The 17,295-nt window shown below is 73.9% G+C and carries 13 protein-coding genes; 8 read left to right on the top strand and 5 right to left on the bottom strand.

Features of this window, described 5'->3' with window-relative positions; translation table 11 throughout:
* Positions 1-155: 155 nt before the first annotated feature.
* Together ABD254_RS16895 and ABD254_RS16890 are read left to right on the top strand one after the other, a co-directional pair.
* A complete protein-coding gene (locus tag ABD254_RS16895) occupies positions 156-755 on the top strand; it encodes a class I SAM-dependent methyltransferase (RefSeq protein WP_344249788.1) in 600 nt (199 codons plus the stop codon).
* Positions 756-879: 124 nt separating this feature from the next.
* Entirely contained in the window at positions 880-1,719 is an 840-nt protein-coding gene (locus ABD254_RS16890) for a hypothetical protein (RefSeq protein WP_344249786.1), read from the top strand.
* A 121-nt stretch (positions 1,720-1,840) separates the two neighbouring features.
* Here the strand turns inward: ABD254_RS16890 and ABD254_RS16885 are convergent, their stop codons facing one another.
* A complete protein-coding gene (locus ABD254_RS16885; RefSeq protein ID WP_344249785.1) occupies positions 1,841-3,316 on the bottom strand; it encodes an MFS transporter in 1,476 nt (491 codons plus the stop codon).
* 96 nt (positions 3,317-3,412) lie between these two features.
* Between ABD254_RS16885 and ABD254_RS16880 the strand changes: the two genes are divergently transcribed.
* Complete coding sequence (locus ABD254_RS16880; RefSeq protein ID WP_344249783.1) at positions 3,413-5,299, top strand: hypothetical protein; 1,887 nt, start codon at positions 3,413-3,415, stop codon at positions 5,297-5,299.
* 49 nt (positions 5,300-5,348) lie between these two features.
* Here the strand turns inward: ABD254_RS16880 and ABD254_RS16875 are convergent, their stop codons facing one another.
* Positions 5,349-8,216, bottom strand: a complete 2,868-nt coding sequence (locus ABD254_RS16875; RefSeq protein ID WP_344249781.1) for a helix-turn-helix transcriptional regulator — start codon at positions 8,214-8,216, stop codon at positions 5,349-5,351.
* Positions 8,217-8,391: 175 nt separating this feature from the next.
* Between ABD254_RS16875 and ABD254_RS16870 the strand changes: the two genes are divergently transcribed.
* The gene (locus ABD254_RS16870) at positions 8,392-8,622 is read left to right on the top strand and encodes a hypothetical protein (protein ID WP_344249779.1); all 231 of its coding nucleotides are present in this window, start codon (positions 8,392-8,394) and stop codon (positions 8,620-8,622) included.
* 3 nt (positions 8,623-8,625) lie between these two features.
* On the opposite strand, the gene arfB is transcribed toward ABD254_RS16870, so the two are convergent.
* The 3 genes from arfB to ABD254_RS16855 all read right to left on the bottom strand — a co-directional run bounded on the left by arfB (position 8,626) and on the right by ABD254_RS16855 (position 12,026).
* Positions 8,626-9,063 (bottom strand): alternative ribosome rescue aminoacyl-tRNA hydrolase ArfB, encoded by a 438-nt coding sequence (gene arfB / locus ABD254_RS16865; protein WP_344249777.1) that lies wholly within the window; start codon positions 9,061-9,063, stop codon positions 8,626-8,628.
* A 43-nt stretch (positions 9,064-9,106) separates the two neighbouring features.
* Complete coding sequence (locus ABD254_RS16860; RefSeq protein ID WP_344249775.1) at positions 9,107-10,951, bottom strand: SpoIVB peptidase S55 domain-containing protein; 1,845 nt, start codon at positions 10,949-10,951, stop codon at positions 9,107-9,109.
* A gap of 94 nt (positions 10,952-11,045) precedes the next feature.
* Positions 11,046-12,026 (bottom strand): alpha/beta hydrolase, encoded by a 981-nt coding sequence (locus tag ABD254_RS16855; RefSeq protein WP_344249774.1) that lies wholly within the window; start codon positions 12,024-12,026, stop codon positions 11,046-11,048.
* A gap of 324 nt (positions 12,027-12,350) precedes the next feature.
* Here ABD254_RS16855 and ABD254_RS16850 point away from each other — a divergent pair, with 324 nt between their 5' ends.
* The 4 genes from ABD254_RS16850 to ABD254_RS16835 all read left to right on the top strand — a co-directional run bounded on the left by ABD254_RS16850 (position 12,351) and on the right by ABD254_RS16835 (position 17,185).
* Positions 12,351-14,483, top strand: a complete 2,133-nt coding sequence (locus ABD254_RS16850) for a PQQ-dependent sugar dehydrogenase (RefSeq protein ID WP_344249772.1) — start codon at positions 12,351-12,353, stop codon at positions 14,481-14,483.
* 93 nt (positions 14,484-14,576) lie between these two features.
* Positions 14,577-15,578, top strand: a complete 1,002-nt coding sequence (locus tag ABD254_RS16845) for a sugar phosphate isomerase/epimerase family protein (RefSeq protein WP_344249770.1) — start codon at positions 14,577-14,579, stop codon at positions 15,576-15,578.
* Positions 15,579-15,771: 193 nt separating this feature from the next.
* Positions 15,772-16,449: an ANTAR domain-containing protein gene (locus ABD254_RS16840; RefSeq protein ID WP_344249769.1), complete on the top strand. Its 678-nt coding sequence runs from the start codon at positions 15,772-15,774 to the stop codon at positions 16,447-16,449.
* 40 nt (positions 16,450-16,489) lie between these two features.
* A complete protein-coding gene (locus tag ABD254_RS16835; protein ID WP_344249767.1) occupies positions 16,490-17,185 on the top strand; it encodes a GAF and ANTAR domain-containing protein in 696 nt (231 codons plus the stop codon).
* The last annotated feature ends 110 nt before the right edge of the window (positions 17,186-17,295 follow it).

The following is a 17,295-nucleotide window of genomic DNA, read 5'->3' as shown; positions in this document are numbered from 1 at the left end:
ACACCGTCCGCGTCGACACTCCTCAACAGACGACGAGGGGGCTCCGGTCCTGCTGATACACCCCGTCCGTAAGTTCACCCGCCGCAGGCAAGGCCGGGGCACGACCGGCCAGGCGTGCTGCAATGGCGGTACGACCCTGCCGCCGAGGAGGCGCGATGACGAACTACGCCCGCATGTACCGGTTCGGCGTGACCCCGTGGGAGGGCTACGCGCAGGCCGCGGCGCCCAGCGTCGCCGCGCTGCTGGACCGCGAGGTGGCGGACCGCACGCCGCCGCTCGGGCGCGCGCTGGACCTCGGGTGCGGCCGCGGGCAGCACACCCCGGAGCTCGCACGGCGCGGTTGGGAGACGGTCGGGGTGGACGTCGTCCCGCGGGCGATCGAGGACGCCCGCGCCGCGGCGACGGCCGGCGTCACCTACGTCGTCGGCGACGTGACGGAGCTCGAGGAGGCCGGGCTGGGCACCTTCGGCTTCTTCCTCGACGTCGGCTGCTTCCAGGGGCTCGACGCCGCGCAGCGGACAGCCGAGGGCCGCGGCGTGACCGCGCTCGCCGACCCGGGGGCGACGCTGCTCATGCTGGCGTTCCAGCCCACGCGGCTGCGCCGGCTGGTCGAGGGCGTCGCGCAGGCCGACGTCATGGCCGCGTTCCCCGCCTGGGAGCTGCTCGACGTCCGCGCCGCGGACACCGCCGGCCTGGGATGGCCGATGAACCGCACGCGTCCGCAGTGGTACCGGTTCCGGCTCTCGGGACGGTGACCCCTCGGGACGGTGACCTGGTCCCCACCCGCCGCCCGCGCGGCAGACCTGGCATGCTGTCGCCGCACCGCGTGGACGACGGCGCGCCCCCGCCGATCCGGGGCCCGGGACCGAGGAGGAGCCGATGCCCGCACCCCCAGAAACGTTGCTGCCCGACGAGCGGAAGGGCTGGGGCGCCGTCGTCGGGATCGGCCTGGCGACGGGACTGGCGCTGCTGCCGGCGGGCTCCTACGGGCTGGTCCTCACCTGGGTCGGCGGCGGCGTCGGCCTGCTCTTCTTCGCCGCGGTCCTCCTCGCGCTGGTCGGCGGGTCGGCGTGGGCGGTGGGCGCGGCCGGGGGCCGACGCGCGTTCGGCGCCGTGGCGCCGCTCGTGGGTTCGCCCTGGCTTCTGCTGGCCTGGCCGCAGCCTCCCGCGGCGGGCCTGCAGGGGTGGGCGATGCTGCTCAGCGGCCTCCTCGCGGCGTCCGTGGCGGCGGCGGGGATCCCGCGCACCCGCTGGTTCGGCCGCGCGGGCGCGGCTCTCTTCGCCGGGCTGCCGCTCCTTGCCCTGATGGTGTGGTTCGCGTTCCTCACGGTCGGCGACTTCGGCGACCGGGCCGGCGAGCTGCGCCGCCCGTACCTGCTCGCCGGGGACTACGACGAGGACTATGTCGCCTTGAGCTTCGACCACTCGAGCGTCGCGTACCGGACCCCCGACGGCGCCCAGATCGGCGTGAGCTCGTACGCGGACGTCGACGACCAGGTGTCCGAGGGGAAGGACCTCGCGCTCGGCACCTGCGCGCGGGACCAGGGGCCGCTGCTGAGCTGCGACGTCACCGGCGCCGACCACGAGCTGCGGCTCGTGGTCTTCGAGGGGGACGCCGACGAGTCGGACCTCGCCGCCGCCGTCGAGCACCTGCGCCCGATGTCGACGTGGGCGTTCTACGCCAACGCCCGCCGGTACGTCGAGGTCTTCCCCGGCTGAGCCGGACGACGTCCGACGCCGAGGGCCCGGAACCACCGTCGTGGTCCCGAAGCGCGCCGCGATGTCGTCGGCGTCGACGACGGCGCTGCTCGCCGACAGCGCCAAGTTCGCGCGGTCCTCGTCAGGCGTCGTCGGGCTCGTCGGCGTCCTGCGCGGACAGCGGCGTCGCGATGTCCTCGAGGGACCTCTGCTCCGCACGGACGCCGAGGAAGAGCGCCACCACTCCCCCGCCGATCATGAGCGCCGCGCCGATGTAGTAGCCGATCGCGATGCCGGTGATGTCGCCCTCGGCGCCGGCGGACTCGATGAGCCTGCCGAACAGCAGCGGGCCCGTGATGCCGCCGACGGCGGTGCCGATCGCGTAGAAGAAGGCGATGCACAGCGCCCGCGTCTCCATCGGGAACACCTCGCTCGCGGTGAGGTACGCCGAGCTCGCCCCGGCCGACGCGATGAAGAAGATCAGCATGCCGAAGAGCGTGAGCGTCCAGGCGGTGAGCCCGCCGATCGTGAACCCGGCGACGGCCAGCAGCGCGCCCGAGACGATGTAGGTGCCTGAGATCATGCGTACGCGCCCGACCTTGTCGAACAGCGGCCCGAGCGCGAGCGCCCCGAGGAAGTTGCTCACCGCGAACAGCGCGATGTAGACGCCGGTCTGGCCGACGCCGAGGAAGGTCTGCAGCGTGTCCCCGAAGGTGAAGAAGAACGCGTTGTAGAGGAAGGCCTGCCCGACGAAGAGCGCCAGGCACAGGATGGTGCGCCGCGGGTAGTCCGCGAACACCGTCCGCGCGATCCGGACGAGGCTCACGGTGTGCCGCTGCTTCACCGTGATGGTGCCCTCCGGCTCGTCGAGCTCGACCTCGTCCTCCTCGGCCACCTGCCGCTCGATGCCGGAGACGATCTGATCGCTGTCCTGCTCGCGGCCGTGGATGAACAGCCAGCGCGGGCTCTCGGGCACGTGGCGGCGCACGAACAGGATCGCGAGCCCGAGCACCGCGCCGAGCGCGAAGCAGAGCCGCCAGCCGAGCCAGGCCGGGACGAGCTCGGGGTTGAGCAGCGGGATCGTCAGGAGCGCCCCGCCGGCCGCGCCGAGCCAGTACGACCCGTTGATCGCGATGTCGATCCGGCCGCGGTACTTCTTGGGGATGAGCTCGTCGATCGCGGAGTTGACGGCGGCGTACTCGCCGCCGATGCCCAGCCCGGTGACGAACCGCATGGCGTAGTAGTACAGCGGGTTCATCGAGAAGGCGGTCAGCACCGTGCCCGTGAGGTACACCAGCAGCGTGACGATGAACAGCTTCTTGCGGCCGAACCGGTCGGTGAGCTGACCGAAGAACAGGGCGCCCAGGCACGAGCCCGTCACGTACACCGCGCCCGCGAGGCCGATGTCCGCGCTGGTCAGCCCGAGGCCGGTGTCGCCCTTGAGGGCGTCGGACAGGTTGCCGACGATCGTCACCTCAAGGCCGTCGAGGATCCACACCGTGCCGAGGCCGATGACGATCATCCAGTGCCAGCGCGACCACGGCAGCCGGTCGAGGCGCGCCGGGATGTCCGTCGTGATGGTCTTCAGCGCCGTCGCGCCGTCCTGCGTGGAGGCCATGGTCCGGTTGTACCTCCGACCCGCCTTGCAGGCACGGGATCGGATCCGCGCCGGCTGCGGACGCGCCGTCCGAGGTCCGCTTGTACGTTCGATCACATGGTTGATCACACGAACAGACACGACGAGGGCACCCGGACCCCGCGGCGGGCCCTGTACCTGGCGAGCGCCGCGGCGCTCGCCGCACCCCTCGCCCTCGCGGGCACCGCCGCAAACGGCGCCGAGACCCGCACGGCCTCCGGCCTCGCGCCGCCGGCCTCCTCGGCCGACCTCGCAACGACGCCGCACGACGACCCCGGCGTCACCGGCGGCATCGACGGGGCTGCGATGCGGCAGCGGATGCTGCACGACAGCCCGAGCAAGGACGCGCCGGGGCTCCGCGCCGCCGGGGGCGTCCCCCGCGTGCAGGAGGAGGACGCGGGCAAGAGCGTCGACGACGGGGGTGACAGCGCCCAGCGCCTCTCTGCGCCCCGGTCGCTCGGCGGCTGGGAGCTGCGGGTGGACGGCGACCTGGACACGAAGCCCGTCGGCACCGAGGCTGTCGCCCCGAACGAGGAGGACGACGGCGCCATCCCGCTCGCGCGTGACCTCGGCCTCGGCGTGGACCGCCGCGGGGTCTCGACCACCGGCGTCGTCGGCGACGGGCCGCACGGCTCGGAGGGCCACGCGACCGGCGACTACGACTTCTACCGGCTGGACGCCGCGAAGGGCGAGACCCTCACGGTCGACATCGCCCCGGACGCCGAGCTGGTGGCGAACGCGCTCCTGTACGACGCCGAGGGGAACCTTCTGGTCGGCGCGCAGGACATGACCGGCGAGGGCGCCGTGCACCTCTCCCAGCGGATCGAGGAACGCGGCACGTACTACGTGGCGGTGGGCAACCACTTCCCCGACGACCCGTTCGACCCGTCCTCGGGGCCGGCCGTCGTCACCGAGGGACCCTACGAGCTCGACGTCACCCTGCACTCGCGGAGCGCGGCCGACACCGACGTCTACGCCGTCCCGCTGCGCAAGGGAGACGTCCTCGGGGCGACGGTCACCGGCTCGGCGCGCCAGGTCGCGGTGCACGAGCTCGACGGGGACCTCGTGCAGAGGTCCTCGACCGACCCGGGGATCATCTACCCCGGCGACTCCCCCCTGGCCCGCGGGGGCAACGCCACCGCGAACCACGTCGTGGAGAGGTCGGGTCTCTACCTCGTGTCGGTCGGCGACGGGGCGGGCGACTACGCCCTCACCGTGGGCGCGCACCGCGCGCCCTCGACCCGGGGCGACCACGTGCAGACCGTCCTCCTGGACTTCAGCGGGCCGTCGTTCGACAACCGCATCTTCGGCGCCAACGCGCTCGAGCCCGGCGTGCGCGACCTCAGCCCGATGCGCGACTTCCTGCCGCGGTGGGGGCTCCGGACAGCCGACGAGCGCGCGGTGATCGAGGCGACGACGCAGCGCGTGCGGGAGACGCTCCGCCACGAGATCCCCGGCTCGCAGGTGCGGGTGACGAACGACGTGGAGGACCCCGACCTGTTCGGCGAGCCCGGCGTCAGCCGCGTGATCGTCGGCGGCACGGTGGAGGAGGCCGGTCTCGTGCCCGCGCTGGGCCTGTCCGAGTCGGTCGACCCGGGGAACTTCGCCCGCGAGGAGACCGCGGTCGTCATGCCGGAGCTCATGGCCGGCGACCACCCGATCTCCCTGAACCCGTTCCTCACCGACGACAGCGACCGCGTCCGGGCGGTCGGGCGGTCGCTCGGCAACGTGGCGGCCCACGAGATCGGTCACTTCCTCGGGAACTTCCACACCGACGACCACGACGACCCGACGAGCGTGATGAACACCGGGAACCTGCTGCACTTCTACGCGGTCGGCCCGGACGGCGCCGCCGGCACCGACGACGACGACCACATCGCGATGCGCACGGCCCGGTTCGACCGGCTGCAGGGCATCTCCGGGGTGGAGGACACCCCGTTCCGCACCTCCGTCGCGCTCGGCTGAGGCGTCCCGGGTGCGGCGCCGTCCACCCCGGGACCGGGGCGACCCCGGTTCAGCGGCGGCGCCGCACCAGCCCCGACAGCTCGACGCGGTTGCGCGTGCCGGTCTTAGCCAGCATGTGCGACACGTGGGTGCTGACCGTCTTCTCGCTGATCGTGAGCGCGTCGGCGATCTCCGCGTAGGTCCGGCCGACGGCGAGGTGGGACAGCACCTCGAGCTCGCGTGCGGTGAGCCCGGCGATCGGCTCGTCGGGTAGGTCGACCGCCGTCGGCTCGCCGAGGGTGACCCGGGCCCGCGCCGCGAGGTCGCGAAGCGCCTCGATCGACGCCGCGGCCTGCAGCCGTTCCGCAGCCGCCAGGCCGCGGCGGAGCAGGGGCACCCCCTGCGCCCGCGCGCCGGCGGCGAGGAACGCCTCGGCGCCGCGCCGGCAGGCGTACGCCTCCTCCCACGGGAGACCGCCGGCCGCGAGGCGGTCGGCGGCCGCGACCCAGAGCCCGCCGGCGTCGGCGTGCCGCGCCCGCGCCTCCTCCGCCGCGCTCAGCGCCTCGAGCCCGGAGATCTGTGCCGTCATCAGCGGCGTCGAGGCACCGAAGTCGAGCACGACGCGCGGAAAGCGTTCGCGGAACCGGTCGACCCGCTCGACGACGTCGTAGCGCCCCTCGGCCAGACGTTCGGCGGAGGTCCCGTCGGCAAGGTCGGCGAGCGCGCGCAGCGCGAGCGGGACGAGCCACTCGGCCATCGTCGGGGCGGGGCCGGCCCCCGTCAGCCCACGCCAGGCGGCGTCGAACGCCCCCTCCGCGTCGCCGGCGGCGAGCCGCACCTCAGCGCGCACGGCGTCGAACTCGAACGCCACGAACGCCGACAGGTCGGCGAACTGGTCCTCCGCCCGCGCGAGGTGCGCGGACGCCTCGTCGGAGCGACCCTGCAGCGCGGCGAGCCGGGCAGCGGCGAGCCGCGCCTTGATGTCCGCGACAGGACCGGGGTTGGACGCGATCGCCACGCGGAGCCGCTCGACACAGCCCCGCCAGTCACCGATCGCGAGGTAGTTCATCGCCTCGTCGGCCGAGAAGTGGGCCACGAACGCATGCGGTGCCCCGAGCTCGACCATCTGCTCGCGGTACCGCCGCTGGATCTCGGAGTACGTCGTCGACGCCCAGGTCTCGACCCCGTTGGCCTCCCACACCACCGCATGGAGGTAGGCCCACCAGTCCCGCGTCCGGGCGGCGACGGCTGCGGCCTCGCGCCCGAGCGCGACGCCGGCCTCGACGTCGTCCGCGAGCACCGCGACGATCGCGTTCGCCGTCAGCGCGTACGTCAGCGCGCCGTCGTCGCCGGCCGCGCGGGCGATCTCGAGGGCCCGGACCGCCGCCGGCTCCAGCCCCTCGACCTCGTGCCACATCCCGGCGTGGTACAGCTCCGCGAGGGCGAGCGCGTGGGTGCCGGAGCGAGGCTCCGCCGCCGAGAGCCGCACCGCCTCGCGCATGGCGGGGACGTCCATGAAGGCGCGACCCGTCGAGTACTCCAGGTGCATGCGCCGCACGAGCAGCCGGGCGGTCACCAAGGGCTCGGCCTCCGGGTCGACGAGCTCGAGCAGCGCATCCACGATCTCGAGCTCGGGCTGAAAGAGCCCGGCACCTCTCGCCGCACGACCGGACCGTTCGAGCAGCTCACGCCGCGACTCGCCGGTGTCGGGCACCGCCGGGTGCAGGCCCAGGGCACGCGCGAGCAGCCGCTGCTGCTCGGCCGCGCCTCCCGCGGCCCCGGCGGCGTCGGCGGCACGCAGGGCGGCCGCATAGGCACGGGCCGGGTCGCCCGCGCGGTGCTCGTGGTCGGCGACGGCGACCACCGTGCGCACGTCCGGTGACCGGCCCTGCCGTTCCGACGCGGCGGCCTCCTCGGCCGCGAGCAGGGCGAAGTCCCGGTGCAGGTCGCGGCGCCGCCCCCGCTCGAGCGACGACTCCAGGACCTCGGCGCTGAGCGGGTGGCGGAACCAGACGGCGCCGTCCGCCGCGGGTGCCAGGAGCCCCGCGCCGGCGCCGTCGCCGAGCGCCGCGTGGACGGCGTCGACCTCCCACCCGCAGACCCCCGCCAGGACGTCGGGCTGTGCCGGCGCTCCGGCCGCGGCCAGCACCTCGGCGACCTCCCGCCCGTGCGGACCGAGGCGATACCAGGCGCTCATGACTGCGTCGCGCAGGTCGTCGGTGTACTCCGAAGGCACATGGCGCGCGTCGGCGGGCAGTCCCGCCGCCAGCAGACGGGTGAAGTACGGGTTGCCGTGGCTGCGCGCGTACACCTCCTCGACGAGCGACTCGTGCACCGGGCCGCCGAGGAGCGCGGCGAGGTGCTGCGCGGTCGCGATCCGGTCGAGCGGGTCGAGCCGGATCTCGGCGCAGCCCGGCATCCGGCGGGCGTCGGCGAGCCAGCGTCTGACCGGTCGCTCGGGCGCGTCCTCGCCGCTGCGCACCGTGACGACGAGCGCGTGCGGCCGGCGACGGGGCCCGGCGACCAGGTACAGGAGCGCGTCGAGGGAGCTGCTGTCCGCCCACTGCAGGTCGTCGACGAACAGCACCAGGGGGCCTACGCGGCCGAGCTCGGTGAGCCAGTCGTCGAACCCGACCACCGTGAGGTCGCCCTCGACCCCCGGCGGGCCTGCGACGCCGCTCCCCCGCACCGCCTCGCGCAGGGGAAGGAACGGGATCGAGATCGTGTGGAAGGGCAGGCACGGTCCGCGCAGCACCGTGCGCGGGCGGGTGGCCGCGAGCGCCGACTCCACGAGCGACGTCTTCCCGACGCCGGCGTCCCCCAGGACGAGCACCGTCCGCGCCTCGCCCTGCGCCGCCGCGGCGAGCAAGGACGTCAGGCGGTCGAGCTCGGGGGCGCGGCCCACGAGCGTCGGTGCCGTTCCGGCCGGTTCGGCCATCCGTCCAGCATGGCACCGCCCCGCAGGAACCAGCTGGCCGGGAGCGGGTGGAGATCAGGGGATCCGCGGTGGATCTCAGGCCCGGATCCCGATGCCGGGGCCTCCCGCGCGGCGTGACGATCGCGACAACGACCACTCCTGGAGGCTTCCGATGTCCGTCCCTCGAATGTCAGCCATGGCCGCCGCCGCGGCCCTCGCGCTCACCGCGGCGCTCGCCCCCCTGCCCGCGCTCGCGCGCGAGCCCGTGGCCACAGACGACTTTCTGCCGCGGTCCGCATCCTGCCCGCTGGAGCGGGTCGGGAAGCACTTCGTCCGGTGCGACAACCTCACGGGCGACGGCCAGCCCGCTCCGCACTGGATCCCCGTCCAGGGCGAGGAGCCGGCACGATCCGACGACCGCCCGTGATCGTCAGTCCGGCGGCGGCCGACGCATCCGCTTGACCCCCGAACGGCGCTTCTTCGCGTCGATCCGCCGCTGGACGGAACCGCGCGTCGGGCGCGTCGCGCGCCTGCGCGGTCCGGGCGGCGCGAGCGCTCCCGCGACGAGCGCGGCCAGTCGCGCCCGCGCCGCCTCCCGGTTCCGTAGCTGCGCGCGGTGCTCGGACGCCGCCACCGTCAGCACGCCGTCGACCAGGCGGCGCGCCAGCCGCTCGGCGATCCGCGCGCGCTGCGCGTCGGTCAGGACCCGGGAGGCGGCGACGTCCCACGACAGCTCGACGCGCGAGTCGGCCGTGTTCACGCCCTGGCCGCCCGGACCCGACGAGCGCGAGAACCGCCACGAGAGCTCGGACTCCGGGACGACCAGAGCGGTCGTCACGCGCAGGCCGGGGCGGGCGTCGTCGGGCACGCGACCATCATGCCCGGCGCGCGCCCCCCGACGGCACCGAGCCTCAGCGCACCACCTGGACACGCACCTGCTTCTGGCCGCCCACGACGCGGGGCAGGGGGTCGGACGTCCGGTTCCGCTCGAACGTGGACCTGCCGTCGCCGATGAGGAGGCTCAGCGCGGCCTCGTCGTTGCGCAGGTTGTTCCGCATCATCTTCTGGACGGCGTCGAACGTGGTGGGCTCGAAGAACTCGTCCTGGAAGAGGTTGCCACCCACCACCGAGACGATGCCACGCTCGCCGCGGAGGCTCTTCGGGACGGGGATGTCCTGGCGGAAGAACGTCCGCGTGGTCCCGTCCGACCCGGCCAGCTCGGTCCTGAGCACCAGGTCCTTGCCGGCACGGACCCTGGCGGTGCCGCCCGTCACGTCGACCCAGCGGCCGCCCGTGCGCTGGTAGATCTTCGCGACCCGGTACCGGCGCTCGTCGTCGCTCACCGCGACGTCGTTGGTCACCGCGGTGATCGTGACGTTCGACAGGGTCGACAGGGTGTACACGACGTTGGCCAGGTCGAACGCGCCCGTGAAGCTGATGTCGTCGGGCGACTGGTACCGGTCGGCGTACCGCAGCCGGAAGTCCTGCCCGCTGCGCGTCCCCCGGATCGTCCAGGCCTGCGTCTCCGAACCGCCGATGACCCCGTCGACCAGGCGGTCGTGGTTCGCGAGCCCGCCGAGGAGCGTCACGTCCGCGAAGGCGGACTTGTCCAGCACCTGGGTCTGGCCCGTCCGTGACCTGCCCTCGAAGGTCAGCTTCGACGTCACCGGGGCCGACGGCGGCGCGGCGCCGAAGGTCCCGGCGATCCCCGCGAGCCGGTCGTCGGTGATCGTGCCGCCCAGGTCGCCGAGATTGGCCACCTTGAACGGCACGCCGAGCGGGTCCTCCTGGACGTAGACCGCGTCGGCGGCCGCCAGGCCCAGGCGCGCCTTGCCCGTGAACGACATGGGGTGGCCGAACGCCACCACCCGGTCGCCGCACACCGAGGTCACGCTGCCGACCCCGGCGAAGGTGACGTCCCCGTGCGACAGCACCGCCGCCACGTTGCCGCCGGCCACCACGGTGTCGATCCCTGCGGAGGCCGGGCCGGCGGACCGGCCGATCCGGTAGGAGTCGGCGGTGAGCAGCTCGCTGCCGCCGAACGCCCTGGCCGCCTTCCGCGCGCGCGAGAGGTCGACCCCGCCGACCCCCATCGGCATCGGCAGCTGCCGCAGACCCTGGGCGGCCTCGGCGCGCGTCGCGTCGGTCTCGGCGGCGATCCGCGCCGCCAGGCGCGGCCCGACCTCGACGGCCGGCGCCGGCTTCGCGGCACCCAGGTAGCCCTGCATGTCCTCGAACGGCGTGATGCCGGCCACCGGCGAGCTCCCGAACGCGAGGCCGTACGCGACGGCGCCGATCAGGCGCCCGTCCTCCGCGTACACCGGGGACCCGGACATGCCCTGCCAGATGCCGCCCGCGGCGTCGATCGCCGGGGAGTCGAGCTCGGCGACGACCATGTCCAGCCCGGGGGCGATGCCGTCCGACAGCACCCCGAGCACCTCGCCGGTGAACTCCTGGGGCGTGGTCCCACGGCTCACGGTCAGGCCGTGGACCGCCGCCCCGCTCGTCAGGTCGGCGACCGGGAACGGGACCGCGCAGTCGGGAGCGGGCGCCGCGGCCGCCGACGGCCCCACCGCCACGACGCCGGTCAGCAGCATCGCGCCGGCCACGCCGGCCGCCGTCGCGCCGGCGGCACGACGGCCGCGGACGGAGCGGACCGACCGGGTCAGCCACCGGGAACGGTGGCCCAGCGAGGACTCGTTGACGCGGGGTGCGGGCGACGGCGCCCTGCCCTCCCCGGGGGCTGTGTTCGACATGCTCACAGCATCGTCGACCGCCGGCTGGTCGTCCCCCTGCTCCGGGGGTGAAATCACCCTTCCCCGGGATGAATCGCGCGGTGCCCGCCCCTCGCTACGGCGGGCCCGTGCGGTCGCCGGACGACGACAGCTCCCGGCCGAGGAACGCGGCCAGCCGGTCGAGCGCCGGCCCCGAGGCCGCACACCACCCGGGGAACGAGAAGATGCCGTGCGGGCTGTCGACGTAGTGCGCGTGCTCGACCCGCACGTCCCCGGCGCGAAGGGCCGCCGTGTAGCGCTCCCCGTCGTCCCGCAGGTAGTCGTGGTCGGCGGTGAGGACGAACGCGGGAGGCAGGCCGGCATGGTCCCGGGCGAGCAACGGCGACACCAGCGGGTCGCTCGGGTCCCCGTGGGCGCCGAGGTAGGCGGCGACCGAGCCCGGGGCGTCGGAGGGCCGCCCGAAGGGCCAGCTCGACCGGGGGCTCATCATCGGCGACCCCGGCCGGAGGTCGAACGCCCCCTGCAGCAGGCCCTGCGCACGGACGGCTGGGCCACCCCGCTCGCGCGCCATCAGGGTGACCACCGCCGCGAGCGTCGCCCCGGCGCTCTCGCCCACGACGGCGAGGCGCCCCGCGTCACCTCCGAGCTCGTCGGCGTGGGCCGCGACCCAGCTCGTGACGGCGTAGCAGTCCTCCCCCGCCGCGGGCGCCGGGTGCTCCGGGGCCAGGCGGTAGCCCGGCGACACCACGACCGCGCCGAGCCGCACCGAGAGGCGGCTGGACAGCCACGCCGTCATGAACCGGTCGCCGAACACGAACCCGCCGCCGGGCAGCGTGACGACGAGCGGCAGCCGTCCTTCCGCAGGCCGCCCCGAGGGCCGGTACAGGCGTGCCGGGATCTGGCCCGCCGGGCCGGGCACCGCGATCTCGGTGACCGCGGCCGCCGGGTCCGGACGACCGTTGAGGAGCTCGCCGATCCACCGCGGCCCGGCGTGAGCGCGCAGCGTCGTCCGCCTGGCGTCCGACATCGCGGCGAACGGGCCCACGGCCCTGTTCAGCGCAGCGCCGAGGATCCGTACCCGCCAGGGCAGCGCCATGGCGACCTCCTCCCCGGGTTCGTCGCCGCCCCGTCGCGATCGACTGCACCGGCCTGTCGACCCTGGTCTCGTCGGCTGTCGTCTCGCGTCGGCTGTCGTCGTTCATGGTCGCCCCGCGTGCTCGTGATCCGGCAGGACGCCGACGTCCGCGCAGTGAGGGAGGCGGGCGTCGGGACGGTTGATACGGCCGCGGCCGCGGCACGACGCCCGAGGGGTAGCGACCGGCTCCCGCCCGCGGCATGATCTAGTCGTCTTGCTCACTCGACCACGGTGACACCGCCACCCGCACCACCGGTGAGTCGTCGCCAGACAGGAGAAGGCACTGTGCGCAGCATTGCTCGTCGCAACGTCGCGACTGGCGCAGCGGCCGCGCTGTTGACAGTCACGTTCGTCGCCACCGGACAGGCGGCCACCACGGCCGACGATCCACCGCCGGACAACAGGTTCCAGAAGGTCACGCTCAACGACCGGCCCGGAGAGCCGATGGACCTCGCCGTGCTCCCCAACCGCGACGTCCTGCACGTCACGCGAGCCGGCCAGGTCTGGCTCAACGACGCAGCCACCGGGGTCAACCGCATGATCGCCGAGCTCGACGTCTACCAGCACGACGAGGAGGGCCTGCAGAGCATCGCGCTCGACCCGAACTTCGAGAACAACCGCTGGGTCTACATGTACTACTCGCCGCCGCTGGACACCCCCGTCGACGACCCCACAACCCCCGGTGTCAACGAGGGCGACGCGCCCATGACGGGCACGCCGGAGGACTTCGAGCCGTTCGAGGGACTCATCCGCCTCTCACGGTTCCAGTACCGCGACGACGAGCTCGACCTCGGCTCGGAGCAGCAGATCATGGACGTCCCGGTCGACCGCGGCATCTGCTGCCACGTCGGCGGCGACATCGTCTTCGACTCCGACGGCAACCTCATCCTGTCGACGGGAGACGACACCAACCCGTTCTTCTCGGACGGGTACGCCCCGCTCGACGACTCCCCGGGGACCAACCCCGCATTCGACGCGCGCCGCACGGCGGGCAACACCGACGACCTGCGCGGCAAGCTCCTGCGGATCACGCCGAAGCGCGGCGGGGGGTACACGATCCCGAGGGGCAACCTGTTCCGGCCGGGCACCACCGGCACCCGCCCGGAGATCTACGTGATGGGGCTGCGCAACCCGTTCCGGATCGAGATCGACCCGGACACGGACGCCGTCTACGTCGGGGACTACTCCCCGGACGCCGGCGAGGCCGATCCCGCGCGCGGTCCGGCGGGGCAGGGCAAGTGGACGGTCGTCGACAGGCCGGCCAACTACGGCTGGCCGTTCTGCGCCACGGCGGAGCTGCCGTACATCGACTACGACTTCGCGACGGGCGAGTCCGGCGAGCCGTTCGACTGCTCCCGGCCCGTCAACGACTCGGCGCACAACACCGGGCTGAACCTGCTGCCGCCGGTGCGCCAGCCGGACGTCTGGTACTCCTACGACGTCTCCCCCCAGTTCCCGGAGCTCAGCGCCGGGGAGGAGGACGGCATCGGTCCGATGGCCGGCCCGGTGTACCAGTTCGACCGCAGGGACACCCGGCGGCCACAGCCGGTCGCGTGGCCGCAGTACTTCGACGGGGTCCCGCTGTTCTACGAGTGGACGCGCGACTACGTCAAGGCCATGCACCTCGACAGGCGCGGCAACCTGGCAGACATCGAGCCGGTGCTGCCCTCGTTCGTGTTCGACAACCCGATGGACATGGAGTTCGGGCCGGACGGCGCGCTCTACGTCCTCGAGTACGGCGACGGGTTCTTCGCGGAGAACCCGGACGCCCAGCTCGCGCGGTACGACCACATCGGCCGTCGCGGGAACCACAGCCCCGTGCCGGTGATCAACGCCGACGTCACGTCGGGCCTGCCCCCGCTGACCGTGAGCTTCTCCAGCGCGGGGACGACCGACCCCGACGGCGACCGGCTCCGCTACGCGTGGGACTTCGACGGCGACGGCGACGTCGACGCGCGCGGACCGAACGCCACCCACACCTACGACGAGCCCGGCGTGTTCCGCGCCACCCTGACCGTCACTGACGTCGGCGGGCGGGACCGCGGACGACACGCCTCGGCCGACGTCGACGTCGTGGTGGGCAACGAGACCCCGCAGGTGAGCTTCGTGACCCCGGTCGCGGGCCAGGAGTTCTCGTTCGGCGACACCGTGACCTTCGAGGTCGCGGTCACGGACGACCAGCCGGTCGACTGCGCCCAGGTCGAGGTGACCTTCGTCGTCGGGCACGACGACCACGGCCACCCGCAGACCACCGCGTCCGGGTGCACGGGTTCGATCGACACCACCGTGCCGTCGGGCCACGACCCGGAGAACGACACCCTCCGCGGGGTCTTCGTCGCCGAGTACACCGACCCCGGGACCGAGGGGCTCCCCGGCCTCACCGGCAGCGACGAGGTGGTGCTCGTTCCCACCGAGTGACGCCACGACGGGTGCCCGGCCCGCGACGGCCGGGCACCCGCCTCTCCGGATGTCTCAGACGAACCAGATGCCTCAACGAAGAGGAGTCGAATCATGTGCTATGGCTACGACGGCGACGAAGCGCTGCGCCGCTCGCTCGACACCCGGGAGGTGCCCGAGCCCGGTGGCCCGTCCCGCCGCACGCTGCTGCGGGGCGCCGTCACCGGCGCGGCGGGGCTCGCCCTGACGGGCGCAGCCGCCGGGACCGCGGCCGCTGCGCCGCACCAGCGCGGTTGGCCCCCCAAGGGCCGCCGGGTCCCGCCCGGGCGCATCAGCCTCCAGCTGTGGACGGTGCGCGAGGGCCTCGGCGAGCCGTGGGGGCCCGGCGTCTACGACGAGACGCTCACCGCCGTCGCGCAGACGGGCTACCCGCGGGTGGAGCAGGCGCTGGGCTACTTCGGCAGGACGGCGAGGGAGCTCCGCTCCTTCTACGACGACATCGGCCTGCGAGCCTCGTCGTCTCACGACGGCATCTCCGACTCCCGTGCGGCCATGCACGAGAAGTTCCAGAACGCCGTCACCCTCGGCCAGCGCTACATGGTGGTGCCCTTCCTCAGCTCGGAGTCCCTGTCGGACTGGACGCAGTGGGCCGAGCAGATGAACCGGGAGGCGCGCGTCGCCCGGCAGTACGGCCTCGCGTACGGCTACCACAACCACGCCCACGAGTTCACCACCGACCTCGGCGGCGGCATCACGCCCTGGGACGTGCTGACCGCGAGGCTCGACCGTCGGTACGTGCACCTCGAGATCGACATCTACTGGGTCGTGACCGGCGGCGTGAACCTGGGGCTGTCCAACGACGACGCCCAGCGGTTCGCCCTCCGCACCATCCGCAGGTCGCCGCTCGAGGTGCGGCAGTACCACGTCAAGGACCGGCACACCACCGGCCCCGAGGAGACGAGCCACGCCGACCTCGGCACGGGCTTCATCGACTTCGAGCGGTTCTTCCGCGCACACCAGGTCGAGGAGTACATCGTCGAGAACGACACCCCCGACGTGACGTACCTCCAGACGGCGCAGGTCGGCTACGACTACCTCAGGGGGATCCGCTTCTGATCACGTGCGCGACGGCGCCGGCCGGGTCCTCCCGGCCGGCGCCGTCGCGTTCTCGGCCTGACGGCGGGGCGAGCCGACGGCAGGCGTACGGTGGAGGGGCGAGGCGGACCTGCGGCCGCCCGACCCGAGCGACCGCGGCGGAACACCTCCGCGGAGGCTCGCGAGTGGCGCCCGCCGCCACGGGACGGAGCACATGCCTCTCTCCGGCTACCTCCACGAGTACGCGACGCGCGCGGCAGGGGTCCTGGGCGACGAAGTGGAGGCCAGCATCACGCTGCGCCAGCACGGCGTCACCGTCCGGGCGGGCAGCAGCGCCCCGGACGCGGGGCGGTGCGACCAGGCCGAGGCCATGGCGGACGAGGGCCCCTGCGTCCAGGCCATGACGAGCGCCACCGTGCTGGCCGTCCCGTCGGTCGCCGACGACGCGCGGTGGGGAGCCTGGCGCGAGCAGACGGTCCGCGAGGGCTTCGTCAAGGCGCTCGCGCTCCCCGCCGTCGTGGCGCCCGGGATCGTGCTCGCGCTGAACCTCTACTCCCGCAAGCCCACCGCCTGGGAGGAGGACGTGGTGCGCGCCGGCGAGTCCTACGCCCGGCTCATCGCGGCCGCGGTCCGGCTGCAGCTCGAGTTCGCCGATCTCGAGGCCGCCGCCGGCGCGTTCCACCGCAGGCTGTCCGACGGCGCCGTCGTCGAGCGCGCCGTCGGGGCCATCATGCAGACGAACGACTGCACCGAGGCGCAGGCGAGAGAGCTGCTCCGGTCCGCGTCCACGGCCCGCGACGTGGACGAGCGCGAGATCGCGCGGACCATCCTGCGCTCGCTCGTGATGGGCGGCCTCGGGGAGATCTCGGACGACACGCCGACCGGCCCCTGACGGTGCGAGACTGGTCCGCGACCGAGGAGGAGGTGTGCGGGTGGATCCGACGGAGCTGCTCGGCCTGCTCGCACGGTCCCTTGCCCGGGTCGACGCCGACCGGCCGCTGCCGTTGCGGCTCTGCGAGGCCTGCGTCGAGATCCTCCGCGCCCAGGGCGCGGCGCTCACCGTCGCGACGCCGGGAGACCGGCTGGCGGTGAGCACACCGGGCGCGTTCGAGCAGCTCGAGCCACTGCAGGAGGTCCTCGGCGAGGGGCCGGTGCACCAGGCGATGGCCGAGGACCGCCCGGTCGTCGTGCGGATCGACGGTGGCTCGAACGACTACCCGGTGTTCTCCCAGCTGGCCGGCTCGGTCGGCGGCGACGTGACCATCCACGCCGTGCCGATGCGCGCGGGCGGCCGCGTGGTCGGGGTGATCAGCCTGTACGTCACGGCCGGTCGGCTCGCCCGCAGTGCCGACGACGTGCAGTTCCTGGCCGACGCCGTCGGCACCTCCCTGCTCGGGGACGTCGAGACCCTCGACTGGTCCGAGCGGTCCCGCGTGCATCAGGCCACCGGCATGGTGGTCGCCCAGTTGAAGATTCCCCCGGACGACGCCCTGGCCGTGATCCGGGCGCACGCCTTCGCCCGCGCGGCGACGCTGCAGAGCGTCGCCGACGACGTGCTCCACCGACGGTTGACCTTCTCGCACGACGAGCCGACCGACGACGCCACCGACCGAACCGAGGAGCCATGACGCCGCGCACACCCGCCGACACACTCGCCACCGCGGCGTCCGCACTGGTGCGTGAGCACGACGTCGGCGATCTGCTGCTGCGCCTCGTCCGCGACGCTGCGCGCCATGCC

The organism is Isoptericola hypogeus (assembly GCF_039531145.1).
In the GTDB taxonomy this organism is placed as follows: Bacteria; Actinomycetota; Actinomycetes; order Actinomycetales; family Cellulomonadaceae; genus Isoptericola; species Isoptericola hypogeus.
The sequence above is the reverse complement of the archived record's forward strand: the minus strand, read 5'-3'. Positions and strand labels throughout refer to the sequence as shown.